The organism is Streptomyces sp. NPDC002138, from assembly GCF_040296485.1.
Taxonomy (GTDB): domain Bacteria; phylum Actinomycetota; class Actinomycetes; order Streptomycetales; family Streptomycetaceae; genus Streptomyces.
Genome location: NZ_JBEOXE010000003.1, coordinates 23543 through 49075, shown reverse-complemented (window position 1 = coordinate 49075; position 25533 = coordinate 23543). Strand labels below are relative to the sequence as shown.

Here is a 25533-nt window from a genome sequence, read left to right as displayed (position 1 = left end):
AACCGCGGGAAGCCGAGGCACCCGGTACGGGCGCGGGGCTGAGCGTGCGGTTCCGGTCCGCCGCGCTGTCGCGGCCCGAGACCCTGCTCGGGCTGGACCTGGCCCCCTACGACGGGCTGGTCGTCCTCGGCCCCGACCCGGGCGCGGGGCCGGACCGGCCCGACGACTGGACGCTGGTCAGCCTGCTGGCACTCCAGCTGCCGGTGGAACGTACCGGCCGGGACCTGCACGTGGTCACCGAACTCATCGACGACCGCAACCGGCCCCTGGCGCCGGTCGACCCCGGCTCGGACGTGATCGTCAGCGGGAAGCTGACCGGGCTGCTCATGGCACAGATCGCACAGAACCGGCATCTGGCGGGGGTGTTCGACGAACTGTTCTCCGCCGAGGGCGCCACGGTCTGCCTCCGGCGGGCCGGGGCCTACGTCCGCCCGGGCAGCGAGGCCACCTTCGCGACCCTGGTGGCCGCCGCGCGCGAGCGCGGCGAATGCGCCATCGGCTACCGCCGCCACGACCGGCGCTCAACGTCCCCTGACCACGGGGTGCGGCTCAACCCCCACAAGGGCGAGCGGCGTGTGTGGAGCGCCGAGGACGAGGTGGTCGTCGTGGCGACCGAGCGGGACGATCCGACCGAGCGGGACGGACCGGTCGGCCCGGCCGGCTACGGCGCGATCAGCTCCGCCACCAGTCGTCGAGCGGAGTGACCGGAACCGTCCGCTTGTGCCGGGTCGCGAGGAAGCCCGACTCCAGCTTCGCCGCCACCTCGGGCGCGACGGCGGCGCCTTCCAGGTAGTCGTCGATCTGGGCGTATGTGAGCCCGAGCGCCACCTCGTCCGGCAGCGCGGGCCGGTCGTCCTCGAGGTCGGCGGTCGGCACCTTCTCCCAGGCGCTGGGCGGCGCCCCCAACTCCTGTAGCAGGGCCGCACCCTGACGCTTGGTCAGGCCGGTGAGCGGGGTGACGTCGACGCCGCCGTCACCGTACTTGGTGAAGAAACCGGTCACGGCCTCGGCCGCGTGGTCGGTGCCCACCACGAGCAGGCCCAGCTGCCCGGCGATCGCGTACTGGATCACCATGCGTTCGCGGGCCTTGATGTTGCCGCGGACGAAGTCCCGCAGCGTGGGCTCCTCGCCCAGCAGGTCCCGCAGGCCGTTGGCCGCCTCGGCGGCGACGGCGTCCGCGCTCGGCTTGACGTTCACCGCGATCGACCGGTCGGGCTGGATGAACCCGAGCGCGATCTGCGCGTCGTGCTCGTCCGCCTGCACCCCGTACGGCAGCCGCACGGCGACGAAGGTCGCCTCGCGCCCCTCGGCGCGCAGCTCCTCGGCGGCCAGCTGGCACAGCCGGCCCGTCAGCGTGCTGTCCTGTCCACCGCTGATCCCGAGGACGAAGCCCTTGGCCGGGGTCGACCTCAGGAAGTCCTTGAGGAAATCGACCCGCTGCCGGATTTCGACTTTGGGCACGATGGACGCCTTGACGCCGAGCTCGACGCGGATCTTCTCCCGTAGGTTCACCATCCAGGTACTGTACTGGCCGAAATCGGGGCGTCCGACGGCCAGGGTCCGTCCGGCGGACCGCGTGCCGCCGGACGGGCCCCGGGCCGGGTGGGCTCAGCGCTTGAGCGTGAAGGTGAAGTCGCCCGAGAGCTTGCCGCTCAGGCGGACCGTCGACACGAGGTTCCCCTCGGCGAGCAGTCTCTCGGCCTCGGCTCGCGCGAAGCCGAACCCTTCGGCGATCAGGCGCACCGGCCGCACGGGGACCCGGGCCGCGAAGCGGACCGAGACCTCGATCGCCTCGCCGTCCGGCCGGGGCGGCCGATGCGAGGGGTGCGACCGGCCCGGCCCGTCCGGTACGCCGCCGTCGAGACGCCAGGCGTTGTCCCAGTCGAGGGCGACGCGGTTGCGGCGCCGTACGAGCGGGTCCTGGAGCAGCTCGGCGGCCAGGCCGGGATCGTTGGCGTGCAGCCGGTCCAGGAGCTCGGGCCGTACGTCACGCACGTTCATCCGCTCCAGGACCGTGAGCCTGGTGGTGTCCCCGCACTCGGTGCACAGGGCGAGCAGCCAGGCGTCGAGGAGTTTGTGGTTCGCGTTGACGCGGAATTTTCCGTGCGCCCGGAAGCGCCCGGAGGCGCACCTGTGGCAACGGCGGAGAATCATCGGCAGGCGGGTGGGCACGACCACCCAGGTTTCGGACACAGAGATACACCGGTTCCAGTGAGAAGACCGCAGCGAAAAGGAGCACGGCGCACGAGTGCGACGCGCGACGGTTCAGCGCTCGGGGGGTCTCACTTGGTGTACAACGGCACGTCCTTGACGGGGCGACTGCGGGCGCGAGCACGGTAACGGCCCACGGGGATGCGGCTCCACCGGATTTTCGCCGTCGCGTTCGGCTCGAGTCGCGCCGGACCCTCGCCGGATGCGTGCTGCGGGCGGGGCGCCCCCGGGGCTACGGTTGCGCTCGCTCGTGCCCCCTCACCTCGTTTGCCCTCCGCCTCCGCCTCCGCCCTCCGCTCTCCGCCCCCGAGGAGCCCCGCCGTGTCAGCGACCGCCGGTCCCGATCAGGCGTGGCTGAGTCTGCGTCTGCGCTGCGCCGACGGCGCGGCCGCCGATGCCCTTCTGGTGGAGGAGGTCGCCCCGCTGCTGGACGGCCTCGTCCGTGCGGGCGGGGCCGCGGCCTGGTCGTTCGTACGCTCGGACGCGGGCGGCGGCCCGTACCTGCGGGTCCGGATGCGCGGAGCGGCGGCGGAGCTGGAGCGGGCGTTGGCGCGTTCGGCGGCGGCGCGGGATGGCGGGGGTGCGGAGGTCGCGTATCAGCCGGAGCCGCTGGAGCCGCCGGAGCCGCTGGAGGAAGCTCTCGCGGTGAGCGCCTCCCGGATCGCGGTCGAGGTGGTCTCGGCGACCGGGCGCGGCAGTGCGCGGCTGGCCGCGGCGGCCGATCTGGCGCACGCGACGGTCTGGGCCCTGGGGATGGACCGCGCCGAGGGCGCGCGGTGGCTGCGCGGGATGGCGGCGCTGCGGTCGGCGGAGCCGGCGGAGCCGGCCGGGCTGCCCGCGGCGGTCGTGCACGCGCGGGTGAACGCGGTCCACGCGGCGCAGCGCGAGAGCCTCGCCGGGCGAGCGGTGGCCCTGCGCACGGACCTGGAGCAGGGGACGGCCGCGGGACCGGTGGCGCGCTGGGCGACGGCCGTTCGGGACACGGACGTCCGGGAGGCCGGTGGCCGGGGCGCGGCCGTCGGGGAGGCCGGTGGCCGGGACACGGACGTCCGGGATGCCGGTGGCCGGGGCGCGGCCGTCCGGGAGGCCCTGGAGGCCCGCTCCGGCCGGGGCACCGCCGGTCACGGCGCGCGCGGGGCCGCGCGGGAGACCGTATGGGCCGCTCGGCTGCACCACCTGTTCAACCGGCTGGGCGTGGCCCCCGCCGAGGAGCGGGCGGTCTGTCTGCTCGCCGCGCACGCCCTCCTCGACTCCGGGCGGCCCGGCCCGTACTTCCCCGAGGGGCATCTGGCGCCCGACCGGCAGTACCTGGAGCGGAGCAAGTTCCTCATCGGACGGGACCACGAGACGGCCCCCCGCCATGCGCCCCCGGAGGAGCTGCCCGACGGGCCGGAGGTGGCGCTTGCGGCCGGGCCGGTGCCCGACGTCTCGCTGCGGGCCGCCGTCGCCGGGCGGACCACCGTCCGGGGCGCGTCGGTGGGGCCGCTGACGGCCGCCGGGCTCGGCGCGCTGCTGTGGGGCGCCCACGCCGTCAGCCACACGACGGGCTCCGAGCCTCCCGTCCCGCACCGCCCCTACCCGAGCGCGGGGGCGCTGTACACGGCGGGGCTGCGGCTGTTCGCCCTCCGGGTGGACGGCCTGGCTCCGGGCACCTACCACTGCGTGCCCGAACGGCGTGCGCTGCGGCGCCTCGCGGACGCGCCCTCCCTCGACGAGATCAAGGGGCTGTCGGCGTACCTGTCCGCCCCGGCCGACGACCCGCGCGCGGTGATCGTGGACGACGCCCCGGCGGTGCTGGGCCTGTACGTGGACCTGGGCCGGCTCCGGCAGCGCTACGGTCTGCGGGCCCTGCGGATGGGTCTGCTGGAGGCCGGGCACCTGGCGCAGTCCCTGCTGCTCACGGCATCGGCGCTGGGCCTGGTGACGACCCCGCTGGGCGGCTTCCGCGACGACCTGGCGCACGAACTGTTCGCCCTGGACGGCCTGGACCAGCCCCTCCAATACCTCCTGCCCCTGGGCCGCGCGCCCCGCCCTCGGGTCTGACGGCTACGCCGGCCACGCGTCGCCCCGGACGCGGGCGTGGAGGTGTTCGTCGTGCCATCCGTCGGCGTGGAGCAGTGCGCTGCGCATCGTGCCCTCGAGCGGAAAACCGGCGCGGGTGGCGACCCGGCACGAGCCCGCGTTGGCGACGGAATGGGTGATGCGCAGACGGTGCAGGCCGAGTTCGTCGAGGGCCCAGCGACTCACCCGGAGGGTGGCGTCCACCATGGTCCCCCTCCCCCGCCCGGCCGGGAGCAGCCAGTACAGCAACTCGCCCGTGCCGCTGGGGAGATCGAGGTCGGCCAGGCCGACCAGCCCCACGGCCTCGTCGCCGCCACCGGCAGCGATCGCCCAGATCGCGGCGTGCTCGCTCCGCCAGCGTTCCTGCCAGCGGTCGATCTTCTGCCGCGCGCCCGCCGACGACAGCTGCTCCGGACGGTTCCACCGCCGGATGTCCGGGTCTCGGCAGGAGGCGGCGAGCGCCGGGGCGTCGCTCGGCTCCCACGGGCGCAGGCGCGCTCCCCCGGGAAGTGCGAAGGCGGGCTGCGCGCTCGCGCCCATCCGGCCGGGGGGCACCACGTCGGGTATCTCGTCGCTCATCGCGTCATGATCGCCGACCGGACGTCGGAACCGGGTGGGGGCCAGGGCCGGATATCGGCTCGCGCCGCCTCCGCCGGGGCGGGTAGCGTGCGCGAGCCCGTGGCGGAGCCGCGGGGAGTGACCGGTCATGTGGAGGGGGACGCGATGGACAGGGAAACCGGGGTGGAGCCGCCGCCGGAGCCGGTGTGGCTCGTGGCGGCGAACGTCGTGTGGTGGCGCCGGTACGGGACGGGTGGACAGCAGTTGCGGCAGGGGACGAAGTCGTTCCGGGGCGGGTCCAAGGTGTACGTCCACGGCGCGTACTGGGGGCCGGGCGGCGATCAGGTCAGCGTCATCGGACGGGCCCGGCACACGGGCCGGTGGATCGTGATCGACATGGCCACGCGGAACCTGCACAGCTTCCGCCCCCGGTTCGTGCACGCGCCGCGGGTGCTGGAGCGCTTCCACGCGGCCAGGCGCCGCTCCCTGTGGGACCAGGAGGGCGCGACCACGGTGGCCGCGGTCCTGGAGAACTACGCCCGCGAGTACCGGGCCGAGTCATGGCGCGGCGCCGAACACCCCGAGCGCTGCCTGTGCCACGCCTGTCTGACGGGCGAGCCCCGGGTGTTCGTCCGCACGCCCGTCGGGGACGGCGGCCCGGTCCGGCGGCCCGCCTGACCGCCCCGCCACCGGGGCCGCGACGCCAGGACCCCGGCGCCAAGGCATCGCCGCCGCCCGTCAGTTCGCGCCCGCGGCGAAGCGGCGTTCCAACTCCCCTTCCGGCAGGTCCTCCAGGTGGGTCAGGAACACCCAGAGGTGTCCGAAGGGGTCCCGGAGGATGGCGGTGCGGTCGCCGTGGAACTGGTCCTCCGGCTCCCGCACCAGCTCGGCCCCCGCCGCCACGGCCGTCCGCGTGAGCGCGTCCACGTCCGGGACGAAGACGTGCAGCGAGACCGAGGTGCCGGCCAGCGCGGTGGGTGCGGCGAACGGGCCCTCCGAGATGTCGCCGAGCATCATGACGGCCCCGCCGATCCTGACCTCTGCGTGCAGCACCCCGCCGTCGGGGCTCGCGAGGCGGAACTCCTCGACGGCGCCGAAGGCCTCGGCGTAGAAGGCGAGGGCGGCGGCCGCGTCGGACACCATGATGTGGGGCACCACGGCGGTGCGGTAGCGCTCGGGAACAACGGTCTGTACTGCCTCGTGAGTGGTCATGGGGAAGACCGTAGGACCTCATGTTCGGTTGAGGTCAAGAGCGGTGTGGCGGGCGTCCGTTGCCCCGGCGCACGCGCGGTCAACGGGCGGAACCGGCCACACCGGACTCCTTGAGCGCGCCACGAGCGGCCGACGGTACAAAGGCGCTGTACCTCCCGACCAGGGCTGGGCCGCACCACGCCGGACGCATCGCGGAACCACATCCCAGAACGGAAGCCCCATGGCCACTGACCACATAATGACCGGTTCTGCGCCGGCCCGCGCCAGCGCGGCGCCGCCCCGGGTGAACACCGCACCGGCCGCCGGGAGCAGCGCGGCCACCGGGGCGGAGCGCCCCCGCGTCCCCCGGCTGGACTCCCTCACCGGTCTGCGGTTCCCCGCCGCGCTGGCCGTGTTCGCCCACCACGCCTTCCTCCCCATACCCCCGCTGCGGCTGCTGGCCGACGACGGCACCGAGGACCGGCTGGCCGGCTGGTTCGCGCAGGCGGGCGGGCTGGGCGTGTCGTTCTTCTTCGTGCTCAGCGGCTTCGTCCTGACCTGGTCGGCCCGGGACCGGGACACGACGACCGCGTTCTGGCGCCGCAGATTCGTCAAGATCTATCCGACCTACGTCGTCACCTGGGCGCTCGCGCTGTCGCTGTTCGCCCTGTACTACACCTCCGCGGGCGTCGCCGTCGCCAACCTCTTCATGGTGCAGGTGTGGTGGCCCGAGTACATGACCAACTTCAGTGTGGACGCGCCGAGTTGGTCCCTGGCGGTGGAGGCGGTCTTCTACCTGGCCTTCCCGATGCTGCTGCGGGCCTTCCGGCGGATCGACCCGGCCCGTCTGAAGTACTGGATCACCGGGGCGATCGCCGCCGTGGTGGCCACCCCCGCGCTCGCGTACGCCCTGTTCCCGAGCGACCCGCGGATCCCCAGCGGCCACGACAGCTCGGTCTCCCAGTACTGGTTCAGCTACGTGCTGCCCCCGGTCCGGATGGTCGACTTCGCCCTCGGCATCCTGGTGGCGCTCGCGGTGAAGCACGGCCGCTGGCGCAACATCGGCATGATCTGGTCGAGCCTGCTGCTGGTCGGCGGCTACTGGCTGACCTTCCACGTGCCCTACCTCTACGGCCAGCGCGCCGCGATGATCGTGCCGATCGTGCTGCTGATCGCGGCCACCGCGGCCGCGGACATCGAGGGCCGCTCCAGCCTGTTCCGCAACCGCACGATGGTCTGGCTGGGCGAGATCTCCTTCGCCTTCTACCTGCTGCACTACATCACCATGTGCTCGCTGCGCTGGGCGCTCGGGGAGGACCGGATGTACTCCCTTCCGGTCACCCTCGCGATGCTGGCGGGCGTGGGCGTGCTCACGGTGCTCATGTCCTGGGGGCTGTTCGCCTGGGTCGAGAACCCGCTCGTCCGCAAGTACAGCCGCTCGCGCCGCGCGAAGACCGGCTGACGCCCGGCCCGGCCGGGGCCGGCGGCGGCCCCGGCGGTCAGGGCATCTCGTCCGGGTCGCAGCTGGCCCGGCGCAGGCCGATCGTGCGCAGAGCGCGCATCAGCCCCTCGGTGTCCCCCTCGCGGACCACGTGCACGGCCCCGTCCACCGCGAGGGCCGCCAGCGCCCCGCCGTCGGCCGCGCCCGCCGCCGTACGCAGGACCACACCGCTCGGCGGGTCGAGGGCGCGCACCCCGTGGAAGACGTCGAGCGCGCCGGGGGCGCCGGCCGCGCCGCCGGGCAGGGCGAGCACCGTGATGTCGGGGAGCAGCACGCGGGCGTGGGCGAGCGCGACGGCGGGCTCGTGGGCGTGGGAGATGACCTGGAAGTGCGGGTTGCTCTGGATCCGCGACCGCAGCCGCTCCAGCTCCGCGCCCTCCGGTACGCCCACCACCAGGACCGTCATCACAGTCCCCATCCTCCGTCCGGGCGCCGCCCCCGGCCAGGCGGCCGGGCGGCGGATCCGGGATCAGCGCATGACGCGCGGCAGGCGCAGGCTCAGCGCAGCCGTCACCGCGACCATGACCAGCTGCACCGCCAGGGTGACGGCGAGCGCGTCGCGCATCCCGTGGGACGGGGTCAGGGCGAGGAAGAGGCTGCCCAGGGTCGCGACGCCCAGGGCCAGCGCCGACTGCTGGATGGTGACCATGACGCCGCCGCCCACGCCCGCGCGGTCGGCCGGTACGTCCGACAGCATCAGCCGCATCAGGACCGGCAGCTGAAGGCCCTGGCCGAGGCCCGCCACGGCGACGCCGGGGGCGAGACCGGCGAGGCCGAGGTCCGGCCAGCCGCGCAGGACGGCGAGGAGCAGCAGGCCGATGCCGAGAGCCTGGAGCGCGCCTCCCGCGGTGACGACGCGGCCGCCGAAGCGGGCGACCAGGAACGGCCCGGCGAGCGAGGCCGCGAAGAAGGCCACCGCCATCGGCACCAGCGCGAGTCCGGCCGACACCGGCCCCATGCGCAGTCCCTGTTGCAGCGCCACGGCGACGACGAACATGAAGCCGCTGAAGCCGATCGAGAACGGCACCACGATCATCAGCCCCCGCCGCAGCGATTCCAGGCGCAGCAGGCTGGGCGGCACCAGCGGGGTGCCGCCCAGCCGGTCCGCCCGGCGCTCGGTGCGGTAGAAGGCGGTGGCCGCGAACGGGAACACGCCCAGCGACACCCACGTCCACACCGGCCAGCCGGTCGCCCTGCCCTCGGTCAGCGGCAGCAGCAGGGACACCAGGGACAGGGCGAGCAGCAGCGTGCCGGGAACGTCGACGGAGGCCGGGCGCTCCGAGCGGGTCTCCGGGACGGCGCGGGTCGCGAGCACGAGCCCGAGGAGCACCACCGGTACGTTCACCAGGAACACCGCGCGCCAGCCGGAGCCCGCCACGTCGGCGGCGACCAGGACGCCGCCCAGGATCTGTCCGGCGACCATGGAGAGCCCGGCGGTCGCGCCGTACAGGCTCATGGCCCGGGCCCGGCGCGGGCCCTGTGTCGTGGCCTGGATGGTGGCGAGCACCTGCGGCAGCATCATCGCGGCCGCGGCGCCCTGGGCCACCCGCGCCCCGACCAGGGTCCAGGCGGTGGGGGCCAGGCCGCAGGCGAGCGAGGTGATGCCGAAGGCGGCCATGCCGATCAGGAAGAGCCTGCGCCGCCCGGCCATGTCGCCGAGCCGGCCGCCGAGGACGAGGAGGACGGCGTACGCGACGCCGTACCCGGCCACCACGAGCTCCAGCATGGCGGGGCCGGCCGCGAGGTCGGCGTCGATGGCGGGCAGTGCCACGTTGACGATGAAGAAGTCGATCAGTGGCAGTGCGGCGCCGAGCAGCACCGTGAACAGCCCGAGCGGGCTCAGCGCCGCGGGGCCGGCCGGGGCGGGGACGCGGCCCGCGGGGGTCGTGAGGGGAGAGGGGGAAGAGGGGGTCGTACGTACCGTTGTGTCGCTCACACAGGAGACGATCCCGCAGCGGCGAGCCTGGTACCAGAGTCTCTTTATCCTGGTACCAGAAGCACCTGGCAACCGTATGGGCGATGCGGCACCCTGGAACCATGACCATAGTGGCTCCCGATACCGACGTACGCCGGCACGAGCTGGCCGAATTCCTGCGCAGCCGCCGGGAACGGATCACCCCGGAGCAGGTGGGGCTGCCGCGCGGCCGCCGTCGGCGCACGCCCGGGCTGCGCCGCGAGGAGGTCGCCCAGCTCTCCGCGGTGGGCGTCACCTGGTACACCTGGCTGGAACAGGCCCGCGAGATCCAGGTCTCGCAGCAGGTGCTGGACTCCCTGGCGCGGGCGCTGCTGCTGGACGCCAGCGAGCGGACGCACCTGTTCGCGCTGGCCGGAAGCACCGACCCGGCGCCGCACACCCAGTGCCCGATCGTCACTCCCGCGCTGCGCGCGCTGCTCGATCAGCTGGGGCCGGTGCCCGCCGTGCTGCAGAACAGCCGGTACGACATCCTCGCCTACAACGCGACCTACGGGCGCCTGCTGTGCGACATGGACCGGGTGCGGCCCGAGGACCGCAACTGCATGTGGCTGGCCTTCACGAACGACGACTGGCGCGCGGCGGTCGTCGACCGTGCGGAGGTGAACCGGGTGATGGCGGCCAAGTTCCGCGCCTCCATGGCGGAGCATCTGACCGACCCCGCCTGGAAGACGCTGCTGGGACGGCTGGAGGCGGCCTCGCCGGAGTTCCGCGAGGTGTGGGCGCGGCACGAGGTGGTCGGCCAGGGCGGCCGGTCGAAGTACATCCGCAATCCTCACGTGGGGCTGCTGCACCTCGAGCACACGAACCTGTGGCTCGGGCCCGCGGCGGGACCGCGGCTGATCACCTACACGCCGCTGGACGGGGAGACCCGGGAGCGGCTGGAACTCCTCGAGCGCCTGGCGGCCTCCCCTGCCTCCGCCGCCTCCTCCCCAGCGGCGTGACGCGCCGCGGCCCGCGGTGGTCCTCAACCGCGGGCCCGGAGGCGCCGGCTCAGCGGGTCTGCGCCTCGTCGGCGTTGCGCCAGACCGTCAGGTCGATGGTGATGTACTTGCTCGGGTCATCCGGGCCCGACCTGCCGCGGTAGGTCGCCACCGCGATGTGCCCGGCCTTGCTCAGCACGCAGATCTGCGATCCGTCCGTGAGCTGGTCGAGTTCGATCTTCTCGGTGAAGCGGGTCTCGGCCCGGCAGGTCTCCAGCGAGCCCTTCTGCGCGTTGTTCAGCAGCACGAGCTTCCCGTTCGCGCTGCCGACCTGGTCGTGCCCGAACGTGGTGTCGCGGTAGAAGTAGAAGTCCCCCTTGCCGTACGTGACACCGCTCTCACGGTCCTCGGCCGGGCGCGGCGGGTTGTCGGCGAGGCGCAGGGAGTAGTTCCCGGTCACGTTGATGCCCTGGTACGCGGCCGGCTGCGGGTCGGGCCGCTTGCCGCCGGGGGACGCGGAGCCGCCCGCGCTCGAACCGCTGCCGGGTGACTTCGCGTCACCCCCCTTGTCGTTGCCGTTCGACACCACGTAGCCGATGATCCCGAGGCCGACGAACGTGGCCACGACGGACCCGACGACGATCAGCCAGGTCCGCCGGGGGCGCTGCGCGGGAGGGCCGTAGCGCGACGGGTGGAGGGGCGGCGGGGTGTGGTAACCCGGGTTGTACGGGGCCGGGTTCGCGTATCCGGATACGGCCTGGTGGCCGGAGGGGTTCGGGTGGCCCGGCGGGTTCCGGTAGCCCGGCGGGTTCTGGTAGCCGGGCTGGGTCTGGTAGCCGGGCGCCGGTCGGTAGCCGGGCGGGGCGCCGGGGGCGGCCGGGGCGCCGGGAGCGGCCGGAACGCCCGGCGCGGCCTGCGTCGGCGCGGCGGCCACCGCGTGACCGGTCGGCGCGTACGGCGGCGGGGTGTGCGGGGACGGGGTCTGGGGGGCCGGGGTGTGCGCCGGCGGGGTGTGCGGGGAGTACTCGGTCGGCGTCGGCGCGGTGGCCGGCTGCTGCGGGGGCGGAGTCGGCGCGGGCGCGGGCAGCTGCAGCCGCTCGGTGATCGAACCGGCGACCGTCCGGGGCAGCCAGTCCTCCCCCTGGCGCAGCGGTTCCGGCGAGATCTGCTGGCACAGCTCGATGATCTCGGTCAGGCCGGGGCGCGCGGCCGGGTCGCGGCTGAGGCAGCGGGTCACCAGGGGCCGCAGCTCGTCGGGGAGCCTGCTGAGGTCGGGGTCCTCGTGCACGATGCGGTAGAGCACCGCGTGTGAGGACCCGTCACCGAAGGCGGGCGCGCCGATCGCGGCGAAGGCCACGATCTGGCCGAGGGCGAAGATGTCGGTGGCGGGGGTGATCGTCCCGGCGGACGCCTGCTCGGGCGCCATGAAGGCGGGGGTGCCGACGCTGACCCCGGTGCTGGTCAGCGCGGTGGTGTCGGCGGCGCGGGCGATGCCGAAGTCGATCACGCGGGGGCCGTCGGCGGCGAGGAGCACGTTGGCCGGCTTCAGGTCGCGGTGGACGATGCCCGCGCCGTGGATGACGTGGAGGGCCTCGGCGACCCCGACGGTCAGCAGCAGCACGCTGCGCAGCGGCAGCCCGCCGTGCAGGGCGACGGCCTGCGAGAGCGCGGGTCCGGGAACGTACGCCGTGGCCAGCCAGGGCTGGTCGCCCTCGGTGTCCGAGTCGATGACGGGAGCGGTGTACAGCCCCTGCACCCGCTCGGCCGAGCGCACTTCCTGCTGGAAGCGGCGCCGGAACTCCGGATCCTCGCTGAATTCTGACCGGATCACCTTGAGCGCGATGGGGCGGCCGCCCGGCGTGTACGAGAGGTACACCTTGCCCATGCCGCCCGCGCCCAGGACCGCCGCCAGGCGGTAACCGCCCACGACGGCCGGGTCGTCCGCCTTGAGCGGCTGGAAGAGTTCTGCTGAAGGTGCACTGCCCATGTTCATCCATCCCCTGCCGGCGGCGCTTCAGCCCCTGCCGAGGCCGCGAAGTCAACCGAGAGGGTACCCAATCCGCAGGCCGTCGCGGTCACCGAGAGGCCGCGTTGGTCGAGTTGACCCCACCCCGGATCGGGGGGACAGCCACAGTGAGTACCGGCCGCCGTACTCCTAGCCTCTGACGGTATGAGATATGTACGGAACAAAGCGAAGAAAGCAGGTTTTGGCGGGCGCCCGCCGGGGCGGTGCGCGGCCGCGTTGGCCGTGGCCTCGGCCGTACTGGCCCTCGCCGCCCCCGCGTCCCTCGCCGCCCCCACGTCCCACGCCGCCGCCGCGACGGCCACGGCGAATCCGGCCCCCGCGTCGGCCGGTTGCGGCGCGGCGCACGCGGCGGTCACCCGCGCGCTGGAGGCCCTGGTCACCCGGCACGGCGTACCGGGCGCGGCCGCCGAGGTGGCCGACCCGGTCTGCGGCCGGTGGACCGCGGCCCGCGGGGTGGCGGACCTGGGGACCGGCCGTCCGATGAACGCCGAGGACCGGCTGCGGATCGGCAGCGTCACCAAGTCGTTCACCGCCACCGTCGTCGTGCAGCTCGCCGCCGAGGGCCGGATCGCGCTGGACGCACCGGTCGAGCGCTATCTCCCCGGGCTGATCCGGGGCAACGGCTACGACGGCGACGCGATCACCGTGCGACAGCTGCTCCAGCACACCAGCGGCCTGCCCGACCATGTCGAGTCCCTCGTCGGCGAACCCGTGGAGGACTGGCGGTTCCGTCACTTCGAGCCCCGTGAACTGATCGCGACCGCGTTGAAGATGCCGCACCCGGACACGGCCTGGCACTACGCGACCACCAACTCCGTCGTCGCGGGTCTCGTCATCGAGCAGGTCACGGGCCGCGGGGTCGAGGCGGAGGTCAGGCGCCGGATCCTCGAACCGCTCGGGCTGCGCGACACCTACTGGCCGGGTGACGGCACGCGCATCCGCGGGCCGCACTCCCGCAGTTACTTCCCGGCCCCCGCCGGGTCCGGGCAGCGGGCGGGAGCCGCCGCGCCGTTGGCCGGGTGGCTGACCGACGGGACCGAGTGGAACACCACCTTCGGCGGCGCGGGCGGCGCGCTGGTCTCCACGCCCGCCGATGTGGGGCGCTTCTACCGCGCGCTGTCGGCGGGGACGCTGGTGCCCCAGCGCTGGCTCGCCGAGATGCGGAGCACCGTCCCCGCCGATCCGGAGCGGCTCTGGCCCGGGGCCCGGTACGGGCTCGGGCTGATCTCCTCACCGCTGTCCTGCGGCGGCGTGTGGTGGGGGCACGGCGGGACGGTGCCCGGTGGCCACCGCGCGCTGGGCGCGACCGGCCCCGGCGGCCGGAGCGTCTCCGTCGTCCTCACCGCGGTGCCCCCGACCGACCCTGCCGAAGCGGATTTCCGCGCCCTCGTGGACGGCGCCTTCTGCGCCGCCGACCGCACCCACCCGCTCGAGGAGACCTCGTGATCACGCTCAGCCCGGCCGCGCGCCGCGCCTCCGCCGTGGGCCTCGCCCTCGCCGCCTGCCTGACCGCCTCCCCCGCCGTGGCCTCGGCCGCCGGGGCCCCCGCCACGGCCGGCGCCGGGTCCGGGGCCGGGTCCGGGCTGGACCGTTACTACACGCAGCGGCTCGGCTGGGGCAGTTGCGTCAAGGGCCCGGACGACACGGCGGGCCGTGACCTCGACAAGGCCGGCGTGCGGTGTGCCGACGCGATCGTGCCGTTGGACTACGCCGATCCGGGCGGCCGGACGATCACCGTGGCGGTGTCCAGGCTCCAGGCGACCGACACCCGCCACCGGATCGGTTCGATCCTGCTGAACAACGGCGGCCCGGGCGGCCCTGCCGTGGAATCGCCGCCGGAGGTCCGCAAGGCGATGAAGGAGGTCGGCCCGCGCTACGACATCATCGGCTTCGACCCGCGCTTCGTCGGCCGCAGCACCCCGCTCGACTGCGGCTGGCCGGTCGGCAGCTCCTGGTTCTCGGCGGGCGTCGGCCGGGCGGGCTTCGACCGCCAGGTCGCGCTGCAGAAGGACCTGGCCAGCAAGTGCCGCGCCACCAACTCCTCGGTGCTGGCGCACATCAGCACCCGCAATACGGCCCGCGACATGGACGTCATCCGCGGCGCCCTCGGCGAGCGCAGGATCTCCTACCTGGGCTACTCGTACGGCACCTACCTCGGCACCGTCTACACCCAGATGTTCCCCGGCCGCTACGACCGGGTCGTGCTCGACGGAGCGCTCGCCCCGGGTGACTTCCGCCCCCGGCTGCTGACGGGCACCGAGCCCGAGAACGAGCGGGCGCTCTCCGACTGGGCCACCTGGGCGGCGCGCCGCGGCGACACCTACGGTCTGGGCCGCACCCGGGCCGAGGTGCTCGCCACTGTCGACGGCATCGTCGCGGCCGCCGCGCGCGGGCCGCTCACCCTCGGCGCCGCCCCCGACGTCTTCCGGATCGACGACACCCAGGTGCCGTTCTTCCTCTTCATGGGGATCGCGGACGACACGGACCAGGCGCGGACCGCGCTCGCCGAGCAGGTGTCCGTGATGGCCAAGGCGGCGAAGGGCGAACCGGCTCCGATCACACCGGAGTTCTCCGCGACACTGCGCTTCGCGCTGCGCGGCGAGCACGCCCAGTCGGGCGCCGTCCAGGCCGCGATCATCTGCGCGGACGGGTCCGCCCCGCGCGACCCCGAGGTGTACTGGCGGGACATCGAGCGCAGCCGCGCCGCGCACCCGCTGTTCGGGCCGCTGAGCAACAACATCGGCCCGTGCGCCTTCTGGGACCGGCCCCGGGAGGAGCCCACCCGCATCAGCGGTGACGCCCCGATGATGATCGTGGCCGCCACCGGCGATCCGCGCACCACGTACCAGAGCAGCCGCAGGCTGCACGCACAGCTGCCGGGTTCCCGGCTGGTCACCCTGGAGGGTGCCAACCGGCACGCCCTTTACGGCCTGTACGACAACACCTGTGTGGACCGCGAGGTCAACACGTACCTCGCCACGGGCAGGCTCCCGTCCAAGGACCGGACCTGCGTCAAGCAGGCCGGCTAGCCGGGTCCGGCGCGCCCTCGAAGATCGCGCGCAGGGCGGGATCGGCGTCGTCGTCCAGGGTGGTGCCGAGGTGGCGCAGTTCCTCGCGCCGTTCCGGGTCGGCCCGGGTGGTCAGGGCCGTGGCCCAGGCGACCCGGTCCCCGTCGGTGACGCCGTCCGTCTCGTGGAACAGCGCGAACTGGGCGTACCAGCGGACGTGGGCGTCCGTGTCCTCGGCCAGGGCGAGCAGGGCCTCGATGACCGCTCCCTGCGTACGGTCGAAATCGGCCAGGCAGGGGAGCGCGGCGGCGACCGCGAAGCGCACCGGCTGCGCCGCGTGGGAGCGGTGGCCGAGGACGAGGTCGAGGGTCTCCACGGCGCCGTGGTAGCCGAGGACGGAGATCATCCATCCCAGGACCCAGGGGTCCGGTTCGCTGGGCAGTTCCGCCAGGACGACCGCGACGGTCTCCGTGGTGAAGGGCCGGCGGCCGTCGTCGTCGGGGCGGCCCAGCTCGCGCAGGACCTGTGCCCCCAGCGCCCGCTCCGCCGGTTCGTCGTGGGCCAGCAGGCGCGCCGCCCGCTCGAAGACCTCCCGGGTGGGCCGCTCGTGCAGGGCGACCAGGCAGGGGACGGGGGCGTCATCGTCATCCGCCTCGACTTCGGCCAGGGCCCCCGCGAAGAGCTCGTCCAGGTCCAAGCCCGTCACCGCGCCCGCTTCCTCGTTCTCCACGCCGTCCCCCTCGGTTCCCCCGTCGCACGGACGCCCAGTATGGGCGAGGCGACCCGTCCGTCCTACGGCACGGCCTACCCGATCGTCACCACGCGCGCCCAGGCGGGCGGCGCGTCCGGCACGTAATCGGGATTGTCCTCGTCCGCCGATCCGTCGGACACCTCCCGCGGGAAGAGGCCCACCACCACGCGGCACGGCGGTCGCGTGGCTGGCCAGGGCGTCTGTCCGTCGGTCAGGACCACGATCACATCGGGCGGGCTCCCCGACCGCAGCGCCTTGGCGAAGCCCGTGCGCAGATCCGTGCCGCCACCGCCCAGCAGCGGGATTCCGGCGGTACTGCACAGCGCGTGCGCGGTCCGGGCCACCGCGTCGCACGGCACCACCGTGATCAGGTCCCGGCGGCCGCCCACCGCGCGGGAGATCGCGGCGACCTCGAGGAGCGCGGCGCCCAGTTCGGCGTCGCTGACCGAACCGGAGGTGTCGATGACCACGGCGACCCGGGGCGGTCGGCGGCGCAGGCTCGGCAGGACCACGCCGCGCATGCCGGCCGAGCGGCGCGAGGGACGTCCGTACGTGTAGTCCTCGCCGGCACCGGAACCGGAGGTCGCCGACCGGACCGCGGCCCCCAGCAGCGCGCGCCACGGCTGCGGCGGGTGGAACACCTCCTCCGCCCACCGCCGCCATCCCCGCGGGGCGCTGCCCGGACGGCCGGTGATGCCCCGCGCCACCCGGAACCGGACCGCGTCCCGCTCCTGCTCGCTGAGCCCGTGCGCGCCGTCGGGGCCCAGCTCCCACTCCCGCTCCAGCCCGTCGGCGCCGCTGCCGCAGTCGAGCCAGACCAGGCCCTGCGTCCGGGGGCCGAGCCCGAACTGGCGCAGGTAGTCCTCCATCAGCTCCCCCGGTGGCAGGTCCAGATCGGCGGGCACGACGGCGCCTTCGGGCGCGACCAGTCCGTCGCCGTACACGTCGTCGTTGATCTCGCAGTCCGCGGCGATGTTCATCCGCAGCCGTTCCCCCGGGCCGCTCAGCCCGCGCTCGCGGGCGACCCGGTCGCTGCGTCCGTGGTGGTCGCGCAGCAGGTGCGACACCTCGTGCACCCAGACCCCGGCGAGTTCCTCCAGCGGGGTGCGGTCCACGAAGGCGGGCGAGACGTAGCAGCGCCAGTGCCGGTCGACGGCCATGGTCGGTACCCGCTTTGACTCCACGGTGTGCAGGGCGAACAGCGCAGTGGCCAGGTAGGGGCGGACGCGCGTCGCGTGCAGCCGGGCGGCGAAGAGCTTGTCGAGGTCCAGCGTGCCCGGGGCGGTCGGCGTGCCGGTGCTCATCGGGATCGCCCGCCGTTCGTCGCCGCCGCCGCCCTCGCGGTCGCGCGGTCGGCGCGGCGGGAGAGGGACACCGCTCCGGCGAGCCGCTCGATGGACGCCGGTACGTCCCACTCCTCGCGGCGCAGCGCGGCGAGCGCGGTCGCGGGGACGACCACCAGGTCCGGGGCGCCGGTGTCCAGCGCCTTGACCAGCAGTTCCCACGCGGCGTCCCAGCGGGACTTCTCGGGACGGGCGCGGACCGCGGCGACCACCCCGTCGAGCACGGCCTGGCGCAGGTCACCGCGTTCGGGCAGGACCGCGGCCGCCGGGTCGGCGAGGAGGTCCTCGGGATCCGGCAGGTCCATCCGGTCGAGGCTCGCCAGGAGTTCCAGCCCGGGCCCGTCCCCCACGGTGCCCCGGACCAGCAGCGAGAGCACCTCCCGGGAGGAGCCCGCCGCGGTCGCGAAGGCGACCAGGGACAGGGTCATGTCCCAGCTGCGGGGCGACGGCCAGGGGCCGCCCCGGCGCGCTTCACCGCTGGGCAAGCGGTGCACCAGTCCGGGGCGGGCGGCGAGGAGCCCGCACACCGCGCGCCGGGCGAAGTCCACGGCCCGCGGGAGCCGCCCCGGGTCGAGCCGGGGCAGGGTCGCGCGGGGCCAGGTGCCGCCGAGGCCGCGGACCACGACCTCGGGGTCGTGGGTCCATTGCAGGTGGACGAACCGGTTGGCCAGGGGCGGGCTCAGCTCCCAGCCGTCGGCCGCCGAGGACCGCGGGTTCGCCGCGGCGACGATCCGGACGTCGGGAGGCAGTTGCAGGGCGCCGATGCGCCGCTCCAGCACGAGCCGGAGCAGGGCGGCCTGCACGGCCGGGGGCGCGGTGGACAGTTCGTCCAGGAACAGGAGCCCCCGGCCGGCCCGCACCAGGCGCACCGCCCAGTCCGGCGGGGCCATCGGAACGCCCTGCTCGGCGGGGTCGTCCCCGATGACGGGGAGCCCGGAGAAGTCGGACGGCTCGTGGACGCTGGCGATCACGGTGGTGAGCGGAAGGTCCAGGGAGGCCGCGAGCTGCGTCAGGGCCGCGGTCTTGCCGATTCCCGGCTCGCCCCACAGGAGCACGGGCAGGTCGGCGGCGACGGCGAGGGTCAGCGCCTCCAGCTGGATGTCGGGGCGCGGTTCGGTGGCCGTGTCGCGCAGCAGGGCCAGCAGCGCTCCCGCGACGTCGAGTTGGGCGGCGGGGGCGGGCACGACGGGGACGCCGGAGCGGGTATCCGTCGCGGAAACAGGCATAAACATGGTCATTTTCATCACCTGTAGACAGCTCGGAGGAAGGAGGGAGGTGGGAGGAGGGAGGAGGGAGGCGGGAGGCGGGAGGCGGGAGGGCCGACGGTGGTCGCCGGTCTCAGCGGCGGGACGCCTGCCGCGGGTGCGTCCGGATCTCGCGGGGACGGCCGTCCCCGGGGAGGACGCGGCGGGGTCCGGGCCCCAGCAGGCCCGCCCTGAACAGCCCGTGGACGATCCGCCGGGCCGTGGCCGCCTCGAGTTCGTCCCGCAGCGCGCCGCCGCGCAGCAACGCGTCGGGACCCAGCAGGTCCTCGACGACGGCCAGCGCGCCGGCGGTGTCGCCGTGGTCGAGGCGTTCGCGGACACCGGCGAGACAGTCCGGACGGCGGTGGGCGAGGTCGATCTCCCGCAGGCAGGGCAGCGGCGTACCGGTCAGGGCGACCAGCAGTTCCTCCCGCCGGATCTCGGCCGGGTCGTGGTCGAGCGGGGCCAGTACTCCGTCGACCAGCCCGATCCGGTGCCGGGCCCCGCGGCAGTCCACCACGCGCGGCGCCGCACCGCCGTCCGCGCGCCGCGCCGCCGCGGCCGGGGACGCGGTCGGGTCCGGGGAGCTTCCCGGTACGAGCGCGGAGGCGACCAGCGGGTGCAGCCGGTCGGCCGGGATCAGCCCGGCCCGGAGCAGTTCGAGGTCGGGCGGCACCCAGGTCGCCGCGTCGGGCAGGACCGGCACGGCGGCGGCGCCGTCCGCGGACTCGTCCCGGTCGCGCAGCCGGTAGCGGAACCGGTCGCGCTCCGCGTCGCCGTCGACGTACAGGTCCAGCCGGTCCAGGGCGCCGAGCCGGACGGTGACGGTACCGGTGGCCCGTCCCTCGGCGCGCAGCAGGAGCTCCGCCTCGGCGGCCCAACGCCGGGTCGCCCAGGGTCTCCCGGGCGGCAGCGGGCCGGGGTCCGGCGCCGCGGCGCGGTCGGCGGGCGGCCGGTCGGCCCCGGAGCGGATCCGGAACTCGTCGGTCCGGCGCGCGTCCCACAGGTGCCGGTGCAGATCGAGGCGGAAGCGCGGCCGGGGGCGCGGGTGGGGGTGCGGATGCGAGCGGGCTCCGGCCGCCGGGCGCGGTCCGCCCCACAGCGCGAGGCTGATCCGCTGCCCCGCGTCCGCCCAGGCGGGCGGGGTCCGGGCCACCAGGTGCAGGGCGTACGGGCCGTCCGCTCCCGTGGCCTCGTACCGGGCCAGGGTCAGGGTCAGCCCGGGGCGCAGCAGCCCGTCGGGGGTGACCCTCGGCATGTGCCAGCGCAGCAGGTCGGGAGCGAGGTGGCGGAGGTCGGCCCGCAGCCGGGCCGCGAGTTCCGTGCCGTGCGCGCGCGCCACGGCACGCGGCAGGACGTCGACGTCGATGCGCGCGGCGGCGCAGGCACCCGCCCAGTCCCCGGCACGGCGGCGGGCGGTCGCGGTCTCGATCATGGAGGGCGGCACGGCGTACTCGCGCACGCGCAGCCAGAGGGCAAGGCGGGAATCCTCGTTCGCGGTCTCGGTGAGCATCAGCACTCACCTTGCGCGGACGGGTCCCCCGATCTCTGCGTCGTTTCGGTGATCATCGCGGTGAGCGTACCGCTTCCCCGCCACGGCCCGCCAGGTATTTCCGGCCGGGGCTCCGGGGCGCCGCCACCCCTGCCCCGGCGGACCGGCGAACGGTCCGCCGGGGCAGGGACCCGTCAGGTGCGGTAGGCGAAGTACACCGCGTTGGGGTACGAGGCGATCAGGCTCGCCAGGGACTTCCGGTAGGTGTTCGTCGAGTGGTAGGTGACGTAGGGCATTCCCGCGCTGCTCCGGTACGTCACGATCATCGAGTGGTCCTTGGAACCGTCCCGGTTGAAGTCCATCTGCAGGATGTCGCCGACATCCATCTGGTAGACGTACGCCAGGTTCGGCGCCCGGTTGTTGGAGTTCGTGAACCAGGCCCACTCGTTGGCGCCCGCCCAGGAGTCGGTCTGGAGGGAGCCGTCGTACCACCAGTTGCGGTAGTCCGAGGTGGTCCCGGACACGTTCTTCCAGCCGCCCGCCTTGAGGGACTGGCTGATGAAGTTGGTGCAGTCCCCGCCGGCTCCGTTGAACTGCCGGTAGGCCGGGTTGTAGTTCTTCCAGTACTTCTCCGCGTACGCGGCCATGGCCGTGTAGTCGTACGCGCCGCCGGTCTTCGCCTTGGGCTTGGCCGGCGCGGGGTACTTGGTGGACGCCGGGGTGCCGTCGGGGTAGGTCTGGCCGTCGTCCTTGACGACGGCCGCCTTGGCGGGGGTCGGCTCGTTGACGGCGACCGGGCCGTTCTCCTTGGAGGCGACCGAGGTCAGCTCCCAGGCGCCGCCCGGCTTGCCGACGAGGTTCAGCTCGTACCGCGTGCGGAAGCCGGTCGTCGTCGGCTCGTCGCCGTGGACCTTCTGGTAGGTGAGGGTGGTGTCCTCGGTGACCTGAACGGTCGCCTTGCCCTTGGTGACGGTGGCCTTGTCCACGGTCACCTTGGTGTCGGCGGCGCTGTAGGCCTCGCCGAGCTGCTTCAGCCGCGTCTTGCGGGAACGCAGCGACGACAGCGCCTCGTTCTCGTCCTTCTGCAGCTGGGGCGACATGCGCGTCTTCGCGCCCGAGGCGGCGGGGCGGTGCTGCCCCTGCTGGTCGTCGACCAGCGCCTGCGTGCGCTGGGACAGCACGTCGTCGGCTATCCGGCCGAACGTCTTCAGGCTCGCGCTGTCAGCAGTGTGCGTCCGCGGAGCCTCGTCCGCGAAGGAGGAGGGCAGGAATGCGTACCCCAGGACTGCGGCCAGAGCCACGCCGACACCGGCGCGTCTGAACGTCTTTGATATCACAATAGTTCCCCTTGTCGCCGGTCCACACGGACCGGCGGCGGAATCCTCGCACAGCCGACGACCGCACTGAATTCCCCCCGCACAACTGGTGCACAACCCGTACGGGGCGGGCCGCCCGCGCCGTCGGCGGGGGCCGCCGGACCTGTGCGCCTGCTGTGATCAGGCTGTGGGGCGGCGCGACGCGCGGATCCGGGGTAGGGGAGACATGCCAACAAGTTCTATATTCGTATGAACAATCCATGCGCGGCGGGGGCTGCGGTGACCACGGGGGAAGACAGCTGCCATGCCCGACACCGACGACGCCCCGGACCTCCTGACGGAGTCCCGGGCAACCCGCAAGGAACGCAAAGCGCGCAAAAGGGCCCTCCATCGCAAGCGCATGGGGATCGGTGTGGGCGCGATCGCCCTCACCGCGTCCGCTGCCACCGCCTACGCCTTCACCCTGGGCTCCTCGGCGGACGCGGGGGACGAGAAGACCGCGGCCGCCTCGCTCTCGGCCGGCAAGAACGGCAAGAACGGGACGGACCGCGACGACGAGAAGAACTGGGACGGCAAGGTCAAGGTCCTGGGTGACGGCTCCACGTCCTACACCGGACCGCAGCCGGGCCAGCTCAAGCCCGAGCGGCTGAAGCCGGGCGAGAAGCCGCCGCAGTTCGTGGTGTTCTCCTGGGACGGCGCGCTCGAGGGCGACGACCACCTGTTCTCGCACTTCCGCGAGGTGGCGAAGGAGAGCAAGGCGCACATGACCTTCTTCCTCACGGGCATCTACCTGCTGCCCGAGAGCAAGAAGATGCTCTACACCCCGCCGCAGCACAATCCCGGCTCGGCCGCCATCTCCTACCCGACCGTCCCGCACGTGAAGAGCACGCTGGAACAGCTGCGCGGCGCCTGGGCCGACGGCGACGAGATCGGCTCGCACTTCAACGGTCACTTCTGCGGACCCAAGGGCGGCGGGGACTGGAGCCCGGCCGAGTGGAAGAGCGAGATCGACCAGACCTATTCGTTCATCAAGAACTGGAAGACCAACACGGGCTTCACGAACGCGGCGCCGCTGCCCTTCGACCCCGACCGGGAGGTGGTGGGCGGCCGCGCCCCCTGCCTGGAGGGCCAGAAGAACCTCCTGGAGGCCATCAAGCCGTACGGCTGGCGCTACGACGCGAGCTCGTCGGGAGACTTCCAGCTGTGGCCGTCCAAGATGAACGGCATATGGAACTTTCCACTCCAACTCGTACCGCTGCAGAACCAGGAGAAGCAGGTCCTCTCCATGGACTTCAACTTCCTCTACAACCAGTCCGGTGAGAGCACCAAGGGCGACCCGGCCAAGTACCCGGCGTGGCTCGAACAGACCCGTATGTCGTATTTGAACGGTTTCAACCGGGTCTACAACGGCAGCCGCGCCCCGATGTACATCGGCAACCACTTCGAGGACTGGAACGGCGGCATCTACATGAAGGCCGTCGAGGACGTCATGAGGGAGGTCTGCCCGCGGCAGGAAGTGCGGTGCGTGTCGTTCCGCGAGCTGTCCGACTGGCTGGACGTCCAGGACCCGAAGGTCCTGAACCAGCTGCGGCTGCTCGACCCCGCGCAGGCGCCGGAGTGGAAGACCCTGGTCAAGTAGGGTCGCCCGACGGCGCCGGGGCCACCCCGGCGCGGTCCGGCGTCAGTTCACCGCCTTGGTGTACTCCGCCCACAGCTTGACCGCCCGGTCGCTGCCCGGCGTGCCCTGCGGGTCCCCGCCGAGGCCGGTCAGCGGCAGCGGGATCAGGTCGGTGAGGGACATCCGGTAGACGACCACGGCCGTGGACTCCTGCCCGGTGCTGGCCACGAACCAGCCCGCCGTGTTCGAGGCGGTCGTTCCCGTCTTGCCCGCCACACCCGGGCGCACCTTGTCCACGGCCTTCGCCGACCCGTCGGTGACGGCGTCCCGCAGCGCCTCCGTCACCGAGCGGGCGGCGGTCGCCGACATCGCCCGGGCGGGCTTGGGCGGCACGACCGGCAGCGCGGTGCCGTTGCGCGTGATCGCGCGCACCGAGTACGGCTCGGTGTGCATGCCCCCGGCCGCGAAGGTCTCGTAGGCGCCGGCCATGCGGATGGCGCTGGGCGTGGAATTCTCCCCGAGAGCGAAGACCGGCACCTGCGGTCCGAGGCTGGGGCCGAGCAGCCCGGCGCGCTGGGCCAGCCCGTCCACCCGGTCGAGGCCGACGTCGAGGCCGAGTTGCAGCATCGGGGTGTTCACGGAATCCGCGACGGCCTGGCGCAGGGTCACCTGCCCCCAGCTCTTGCCGCCGTCGTTGCGGCCCTTGACGACCTTGCCGCTGCGGTCCCAGTAGGGTCCGTCGGGCGTCTGGACGGTGACCTGGTCGTTGCCGTCGTAGCGGGAGGCCGGGGAAATCGTCGTCCGCGGCTTGCCGCGCGTGCGCAGGACGCCGTCGTCCAGCGCGGTGGCGTACACGAACGGCGTGAACGCCGTGCCGACCGGGATCGTCGTCGCGTTCGACTCGTTGAAGCCCTGCTTGAGGTAGTCGGGGCCGCCGTACACGGCGAGCAGCCGCCCGTCGGGGGCCACGCTCGCCGCGCCGATCTTCGCGAAGGTGTCGGTGGTGGGCCGGCGCTCGGCGTCGAAGTCCTTCTGCGTCTTCTGCACGGCCGCGGTCAGCGCGTCCATGCGCGCCTTGTCGAAGGTCGTGTAGATCTGGTAGCCGCCGAGGTCGAAGTCGGAGTCCTTGATGTGCCCGGACTTGATCGCGTACGCCTTGGCCAGCTCCACCAGGTACCCGGCCTGGCCGGTGGCATCGCTGGCGACGGCCCGCTCCTGGGGCTCGGGGAACTTCGTGTACGTCGCGCGCTCGGCCGCCGAGAGGTTGCCGGTCTCGACCATCCGGTCCAGGATCCAGTTCCAGCGGTCGACGGCCCGCGCGCGGTTCTCCTTGCTGATGGCGGGGTCGTACAGCGCGGCGCCCTTGAGGAGCGAGGCGAGGAAGGCGCCCTCGCTCGCGTTGAGCTGGGAGACGTCCTTGCCGTAGTAGGCCTGGGAGGCGCGCTGGATGCCGTAGGTGCCGCGGCCGAACCAGCTGGTGTTCAGGTAGTCCTGGAGGATCTGCTGCTTGCTCTTCGCGCGGTCCAGCTTCACGGCGAGCAGGATCTCGGTGAACTTCCGGGAGAGGGTGCGGTCCTGGTTCAGGTAGGCGTTCTTCACGTACTGCTGCGTGATGGTCGAGCCGCCCTGGGTCTCGCCCCCGGTGACGGCGGCCTTCATCGCGCGCAGGAAGCCCGAGGGCGAGACCCCGGGGTCGGAGTAGAAGCTCGCGTTCTCGGCCGAGAGGATGGCGCCCTGGACCGGCTTCGGGACCTTCTCCAGCGGCATTTCCTGGCGGCTGACCCAGCCCGTGCGGGCCATCTTGGAGCCGTCGGACCAGTAGTAGACGTTGTCCTGCTGCTTCGCGAAGGAGTTGAGGTCGTCGGGTATGTCGGTGACGGCGTACGCGCACGCGACGAAGGCGAGGGTGGCGAGGAACCCGTAGAGGGACGCGCCGAGCCATTGGCGCCAGGAGGGGATCCACCGTCGCCAGTCGTCGCGGCCGGGCCGCGGGTAGGCCGGCCGCAGGCGTCGCGCGAGCGGGCGGGCGCGCTCCAGCAGCGGGCGCGCCCGGACGAGGAGCGGCGCCAGGGCGGCCCGGCGGGCGGACACCCACCCGGCGACGCCGGCGGTCGCGGGCTTGCGCCGTCGGCCCGAGGCGCCCTTGCCCCCGGCTCCGGCCCCGCCCGACCGGCCGCCCGATGCCCCGCCCAGCCTGCTCACACCTGATGTCCCCTCTGCCGCTTCACCCCCTCACCCTAGAACGTTCGTATGAAGATCCATGACGCCGCCCCGGCCCCCGCCCCTCCCCTTCGCCGCCGATATATGCCGGTGGGTGA

At 73.7% G+C, this 25533-nt stretch carries 20 protein-coding genes and 1 pseudogene; 8 read left to right on the top strand and 13 right to left on the bottom strand.

Features of this window, described 5'->3' with window-relative positions; genetic code table 11:
• Positions 1-704, top strand: a pseudogene (locus ABT084_RS02370) (NAD-binding lipoprotein); the annotation flags it as partial.
• Here the strand turns inward: ABT084_RS02370 and nadE are convergent.
• Positions 673-1515 (bottom strand): NAD(+) synthase, encoded by an 843-nt coding sequence (nadE, locus tag ABT084_RS02365; RefSeq protein WP_351037777.1) that lies wholly within the window; start codon positions 1513-1515, stop codon positions 673-675. The pseudogene ABT084_RS02370 and the gene nadE overlap by 32 nt on opposite strands.
• 93 nt (positions 1516-1608) lie before the next feature.
• The gene (locus tag ABT084_RS02360) at positions 1609-2193 is read right to left on the bottom strand and encodes a DUF1062 domain-containing protein (protein WP_351037776.1); all 585 of its coding nucleotides are present in this window, start codon (positions 2191-2193) and stop codon (positions 1609-1611) included.
• Between the two features lie 339 nt (positions 2194-2532).
• Between ABT084_RS02360 and ABT084_RS02355 the strand changes: the two genes are divergently transcribed.
• The gene (locus ABT084_RS02355) at positions 2533-4254 is read left to right on the top strand and encodes a SagB/ThcOx family dehydrogenase (protein ID WP_351037775.1); all 1722 of its coding nucleotides are present in this window, start codon (positions 2533-2535) and stop codon (positions 4252-4254) included.
• A gap of 3 nt (positions 4255-4257) precedes the next feature.
• On the opposite strand, the gene ABT084_RS02350 is transcribed toward ABT084_RS02355, so the two are convergent.
• A complete protein-coding gene (locus tag ABT084_RS02350) occupies positions 4258-4851 on the bottom strand; it encodes a GNAT family N-acetyltransferase (protein WP_351037774.1) in 594 nt (197 codons plus the stop codon).
• A 144-nt stretch (positions 4852-4995) separates the two neighbouring features.
• On the opposite strand from ABT084_RS02350, the gene ABT084_RS02345 reads away from it, so the two are divergent.
• Positions 4996-5508 carry a hypothetical protein gene (locus tag ABT084_RS02345; protein ID WP_351037773.1) on the top strand — a complete coding sequence of 171 codons (513 nt, stop codon included), beginning with the start codon at positions 4996-4998 and terminating at the stop codon, positions 5506-5508.
• 60 nt (positions 5509-5568) lie between these two features.
• Here the strand turns inward: ABT084_RS02345 and ABT084_RS02340 are convergent, their stop codons facing one another.
• Entirely contained in the window at positions 5569-6042 is a 474-nt protein-coding gene (locus ABT084_RS02340; protein WP_351037772.1) for a VOC family protein, read from the bottom strand.
• 238 nt (positions 6043-6280) lie between these two features.
• On the opposite strand from ABT084_RS02340, the gene ABT084_RS02335 reads away from it, so the two are divergent.
• The gene (locus ABT084_RS02335) at positions 6281-7483 is read left to right on the top strand and encodes an acyltransferase family protein (RefSeq protein ID WP_351037771.1); all 1203 of its coding nucleotides are present in this window, start codon (positions 6281-6283) and stop codon (positions 7481-7483) included.
• 37 nt (positions 7484-7520) lie between these two features.
• Here ABT084_RS02335 and ABT084_RS02330 read toward each other — a convergent pair whose 3' ends face one another.
• A complete protein-coding gene (locus ABT084_RS02330) occupies positions 7521-7928 on the bottom strand; it encodes a hypothetical protein (RefSeq protein WP_351037770.1) in 408 nt (135 codons plus the stop codon).
• Positions 7929-7991: 63 nt separating this feature from the next.
• Positions 7992-9458 carry an MFS transporter gene (locus tag ABT084_RS02325; RefSeq protein ID WP_351037769.1) on the bottom strand — a complete coding sequence of 489 codons (1467 nt, stop codon included), beginning with the start codon at positions 9456-9458 and terminating at the stop codon, positions 7992-7994.
• A 101-nt stretch (positions 9459-9559) separates the two neighbouring features.
• On the opposite strand from ABT084_RS02325, the gene ABT084_RS02320 reads away from it, so the two are divergent.
• Positions 9560-10438, top strand: a complete 879-nt coding sequence (locus tag ABT084_RS02320) for a helix-turn-helix transcriptional regulator (RefSeq protein WP_351037768.1) — start codon at positions 9560-9562, stop codon at positions 10436-10438.
• A gap of 49 nt (positions 10439-10487) precedes the next feature.
• Here ABT084_RS02320 and ABT084_RS02315 read toward each other — a convergent pair whose 3' ends face one another.
• Entirely contained in the window at positions 10488-12404 is a 1917-nt protein-coding gene (locus ABT084_RS02315) for a serine/threonine-protein kinase (protein WP_351037767.1), read from the bottom strand.
• A gap of 255 nt (positions 12405-12659) precedes the next feature.
• On the opposite strand from ABT084_RS02315, the gene ABT084_RS02310 reads away from it, so the two are divergent.
• Positions 12660-13889 (top strand): serine hydrolase domain-containing protein, encoded by a 1230-nt coding sequence (locus tag ABT084_RS02310; protein ID WP_351037766.1) that lies wholly within the window; start codon positions 12660-12662, stop codon positions 13887-13889.
• Positions 13886-15472, top strand: a complete 1587-nt coding sequence (locus tag ABT084_RS02305) for an alpha/beta hydrolase (RefSeq protein WP_351037765.1) — start codon at positions 13886-13888, stop codon at positions 15470-15472. The genes ABT084_RS02310 and ABT084_RS02305 overlap by 4 nt, the downstream gene beginning before the upstream one ends.
• On the opposite strand, the gene ABT084_RS02300 is transcribed toward ABT084_RS02305, so the two are convergent.
• From ABT084_RS02300 to ABT084_RS02280, 5 genes are all read right to left on the bottom strand, one after another.
• Entirely contained in the window at positions 15456-16181 is a 726-nt protein-coding gene (locus ABT084_RS02300; RefSeq protein ID WP_351037764.1) for a hypothetical protein, read from the bottom strand. The two genes, ABT084_RS02305 and ABT084_RS02300, sit on opposite strands and share 17 nt — an antisense overlap.
• 74 nt (positions 16182-16255) lie before the next feature.
• Positions 16256-17506 carry a vWA domain-containing protein gene (locus ABT084_RS02295; protein ID WP_351037763.1) on the bottom strand — a complete coding sequence of 417 codons (1251 nt, stop codon included), beginning with the start codon at positions 17504-17506 and terminating at the stop codon, positions 16256-16258.
• Positions 17503-18771, bottom strand: a complete 1269-nt coding sequence (locus ABT084_RS02290) for an AAA family ATPase (RefSeq protein ID WP_351037942.1) — start codon at positions 18769-18771, stop codon at positions 17503-17505. The genes ABT084_RS02295 and ABT084_RS02290 overlap by 4 nt, the downstream gene beginning before the upstream one ends.
• 112 nt (positions 18772-18883) lie before the next feature.
• A complete protein-coding gene (locus ABT084_RS02285; RefSeq protein WP_351037762.1) occupies positions 18884-20302 on the bottom strand; it encodes an amino acid adenylation domain-containing protein in 1419 nt (472 codons plus the stop codon).
• Between the two features lie 173 nt (positions 20303-20475).
• Complete coding sequence (locus tag ABT084_RS02280) at positions 20476-21576, bottom strand: amidase domain-containing protein (protein WP_502968823.1); 1101 nt, start codon at positions 21574-21576, stop codon at positions 20476-20478.
• Positions 21577-21901: 325 nt separating this feature from the next.
• On the opposite strand from ABT084_RS02280, the gene ABT084_RS02275 reads away from it, so the two are divergent.
• Positions 21902-23236 (top strand): polysaccharide deacetylase family protein, encoded by a 1335-nt coding sequence (locus ABT084_RS02275; RefSeq protein ID WP_502968815.1) that lies wholly within the window; start codon positions 21902-21904, stop codon positions 23234-23236.
• A 42-nt stretch (positions 23237-23278) separates the two neighbouring features.
• Here the strand turns inward: ABT084_RS02275 and ABT084_RS02270 are convergent, their stop codons facing one another.
• Positions 23279-25417 carry a transglycosylase domain-containing protein gene (locus ABT084_RS02270; RefSeq protein ID WP_351037760.1) on the bottom strand — a complete coding sequence of 713 codons (2139 nt, stop codon included), beginning with the start codon at positions 25415-25417 and terminating at the stop codon, positions 23279-23281.
• Positions 25418-25533 lie beyond the last annotated feature (116 nt).

Coding starts and splice junctions, on each gene's coding strand:
- ABT084_RS02335 (WP_351037771.1), top strand. CDS start 6,281: ATGACCGGTTCTGCGCCGGCCCGCGCCAGCGCGGCGCCGCCCCGGGTG.
- ABT084_RS02290 (WP_351037942.1), bottom strand. CDS start 18,771: ATGCCTGTTTCCGCGACGGATACCCGCTCCGGCGTCCCCGTCGTGCCC.
- ABT084_RS02295 (WP_351037763.1), bottom strand. CDS start 17,506: ATGAGCACCGGCACGCCGACCGCCCCGGGCACGCTGGACCTCGACAAG.
- nadE (WP_351037777.1), bottom strand. CDS start 1,515: ATGGTGAACCTACGGGAGAAGATCCGCGTCGAGCTCGGCGTCAAGGCG.
- ABT084_RS02345 (WP_351037773.1), top strand. CDS start 4,996: ATGGACAGGGAAACCGGGGTGGAGCCGCCGCCGGAGCCGGTGTGGCTC.
- ABT084_RS02315 (WP_351037767.1), bottom strand. CDS start 12,404: ATGGGCAGTGCACCTTCAGCAGAACTCTTCCAGCCGCTCAAGGCGGAC.
- ABT084_RS02320 (WP_351037768.1), top strand. CDS start 9,560: ATGACCATAGTGGCTCCCGATACCGACGTACGCCGGCACGAGCTGGCC.
- ABT084_RS02350 (WP_351037774.1), bottom strand. CDS start 4,851: ATGAGCGACGAGATACCCGACGTGGTGCCCCCCGGCCGGATGGGCGCG.
- ABT084_RS02340 (WP_351037772.1), bottom strand. CDS start 6,042: ATGACCACTCACGAGGCAGTACAGACCGTTGTTCCCGAGCGCTACCGC.
- ABT084_RS02275 (WP_502968815.1), top strand. CDS start 21,902: ATGCCCGACACCGACGACGCCCCGGACCTCCTGACGGAGTCCCGGGCA.
- ABT084_RS02330 (WP_351037770.1), bottom strand. CDS start 7,928: ATGACGGTCCTGGTGGTGGGCGTACCGGAGGGCGCGGAGCTGGAGCGG.
- ABT084_RS02285 (WP_351037762.1), bottom strand. CDS start 20,302: ATGCTCACCGAGACCGCGAACGAGGATTCCCGCCTTGCCCTCTGGCTG.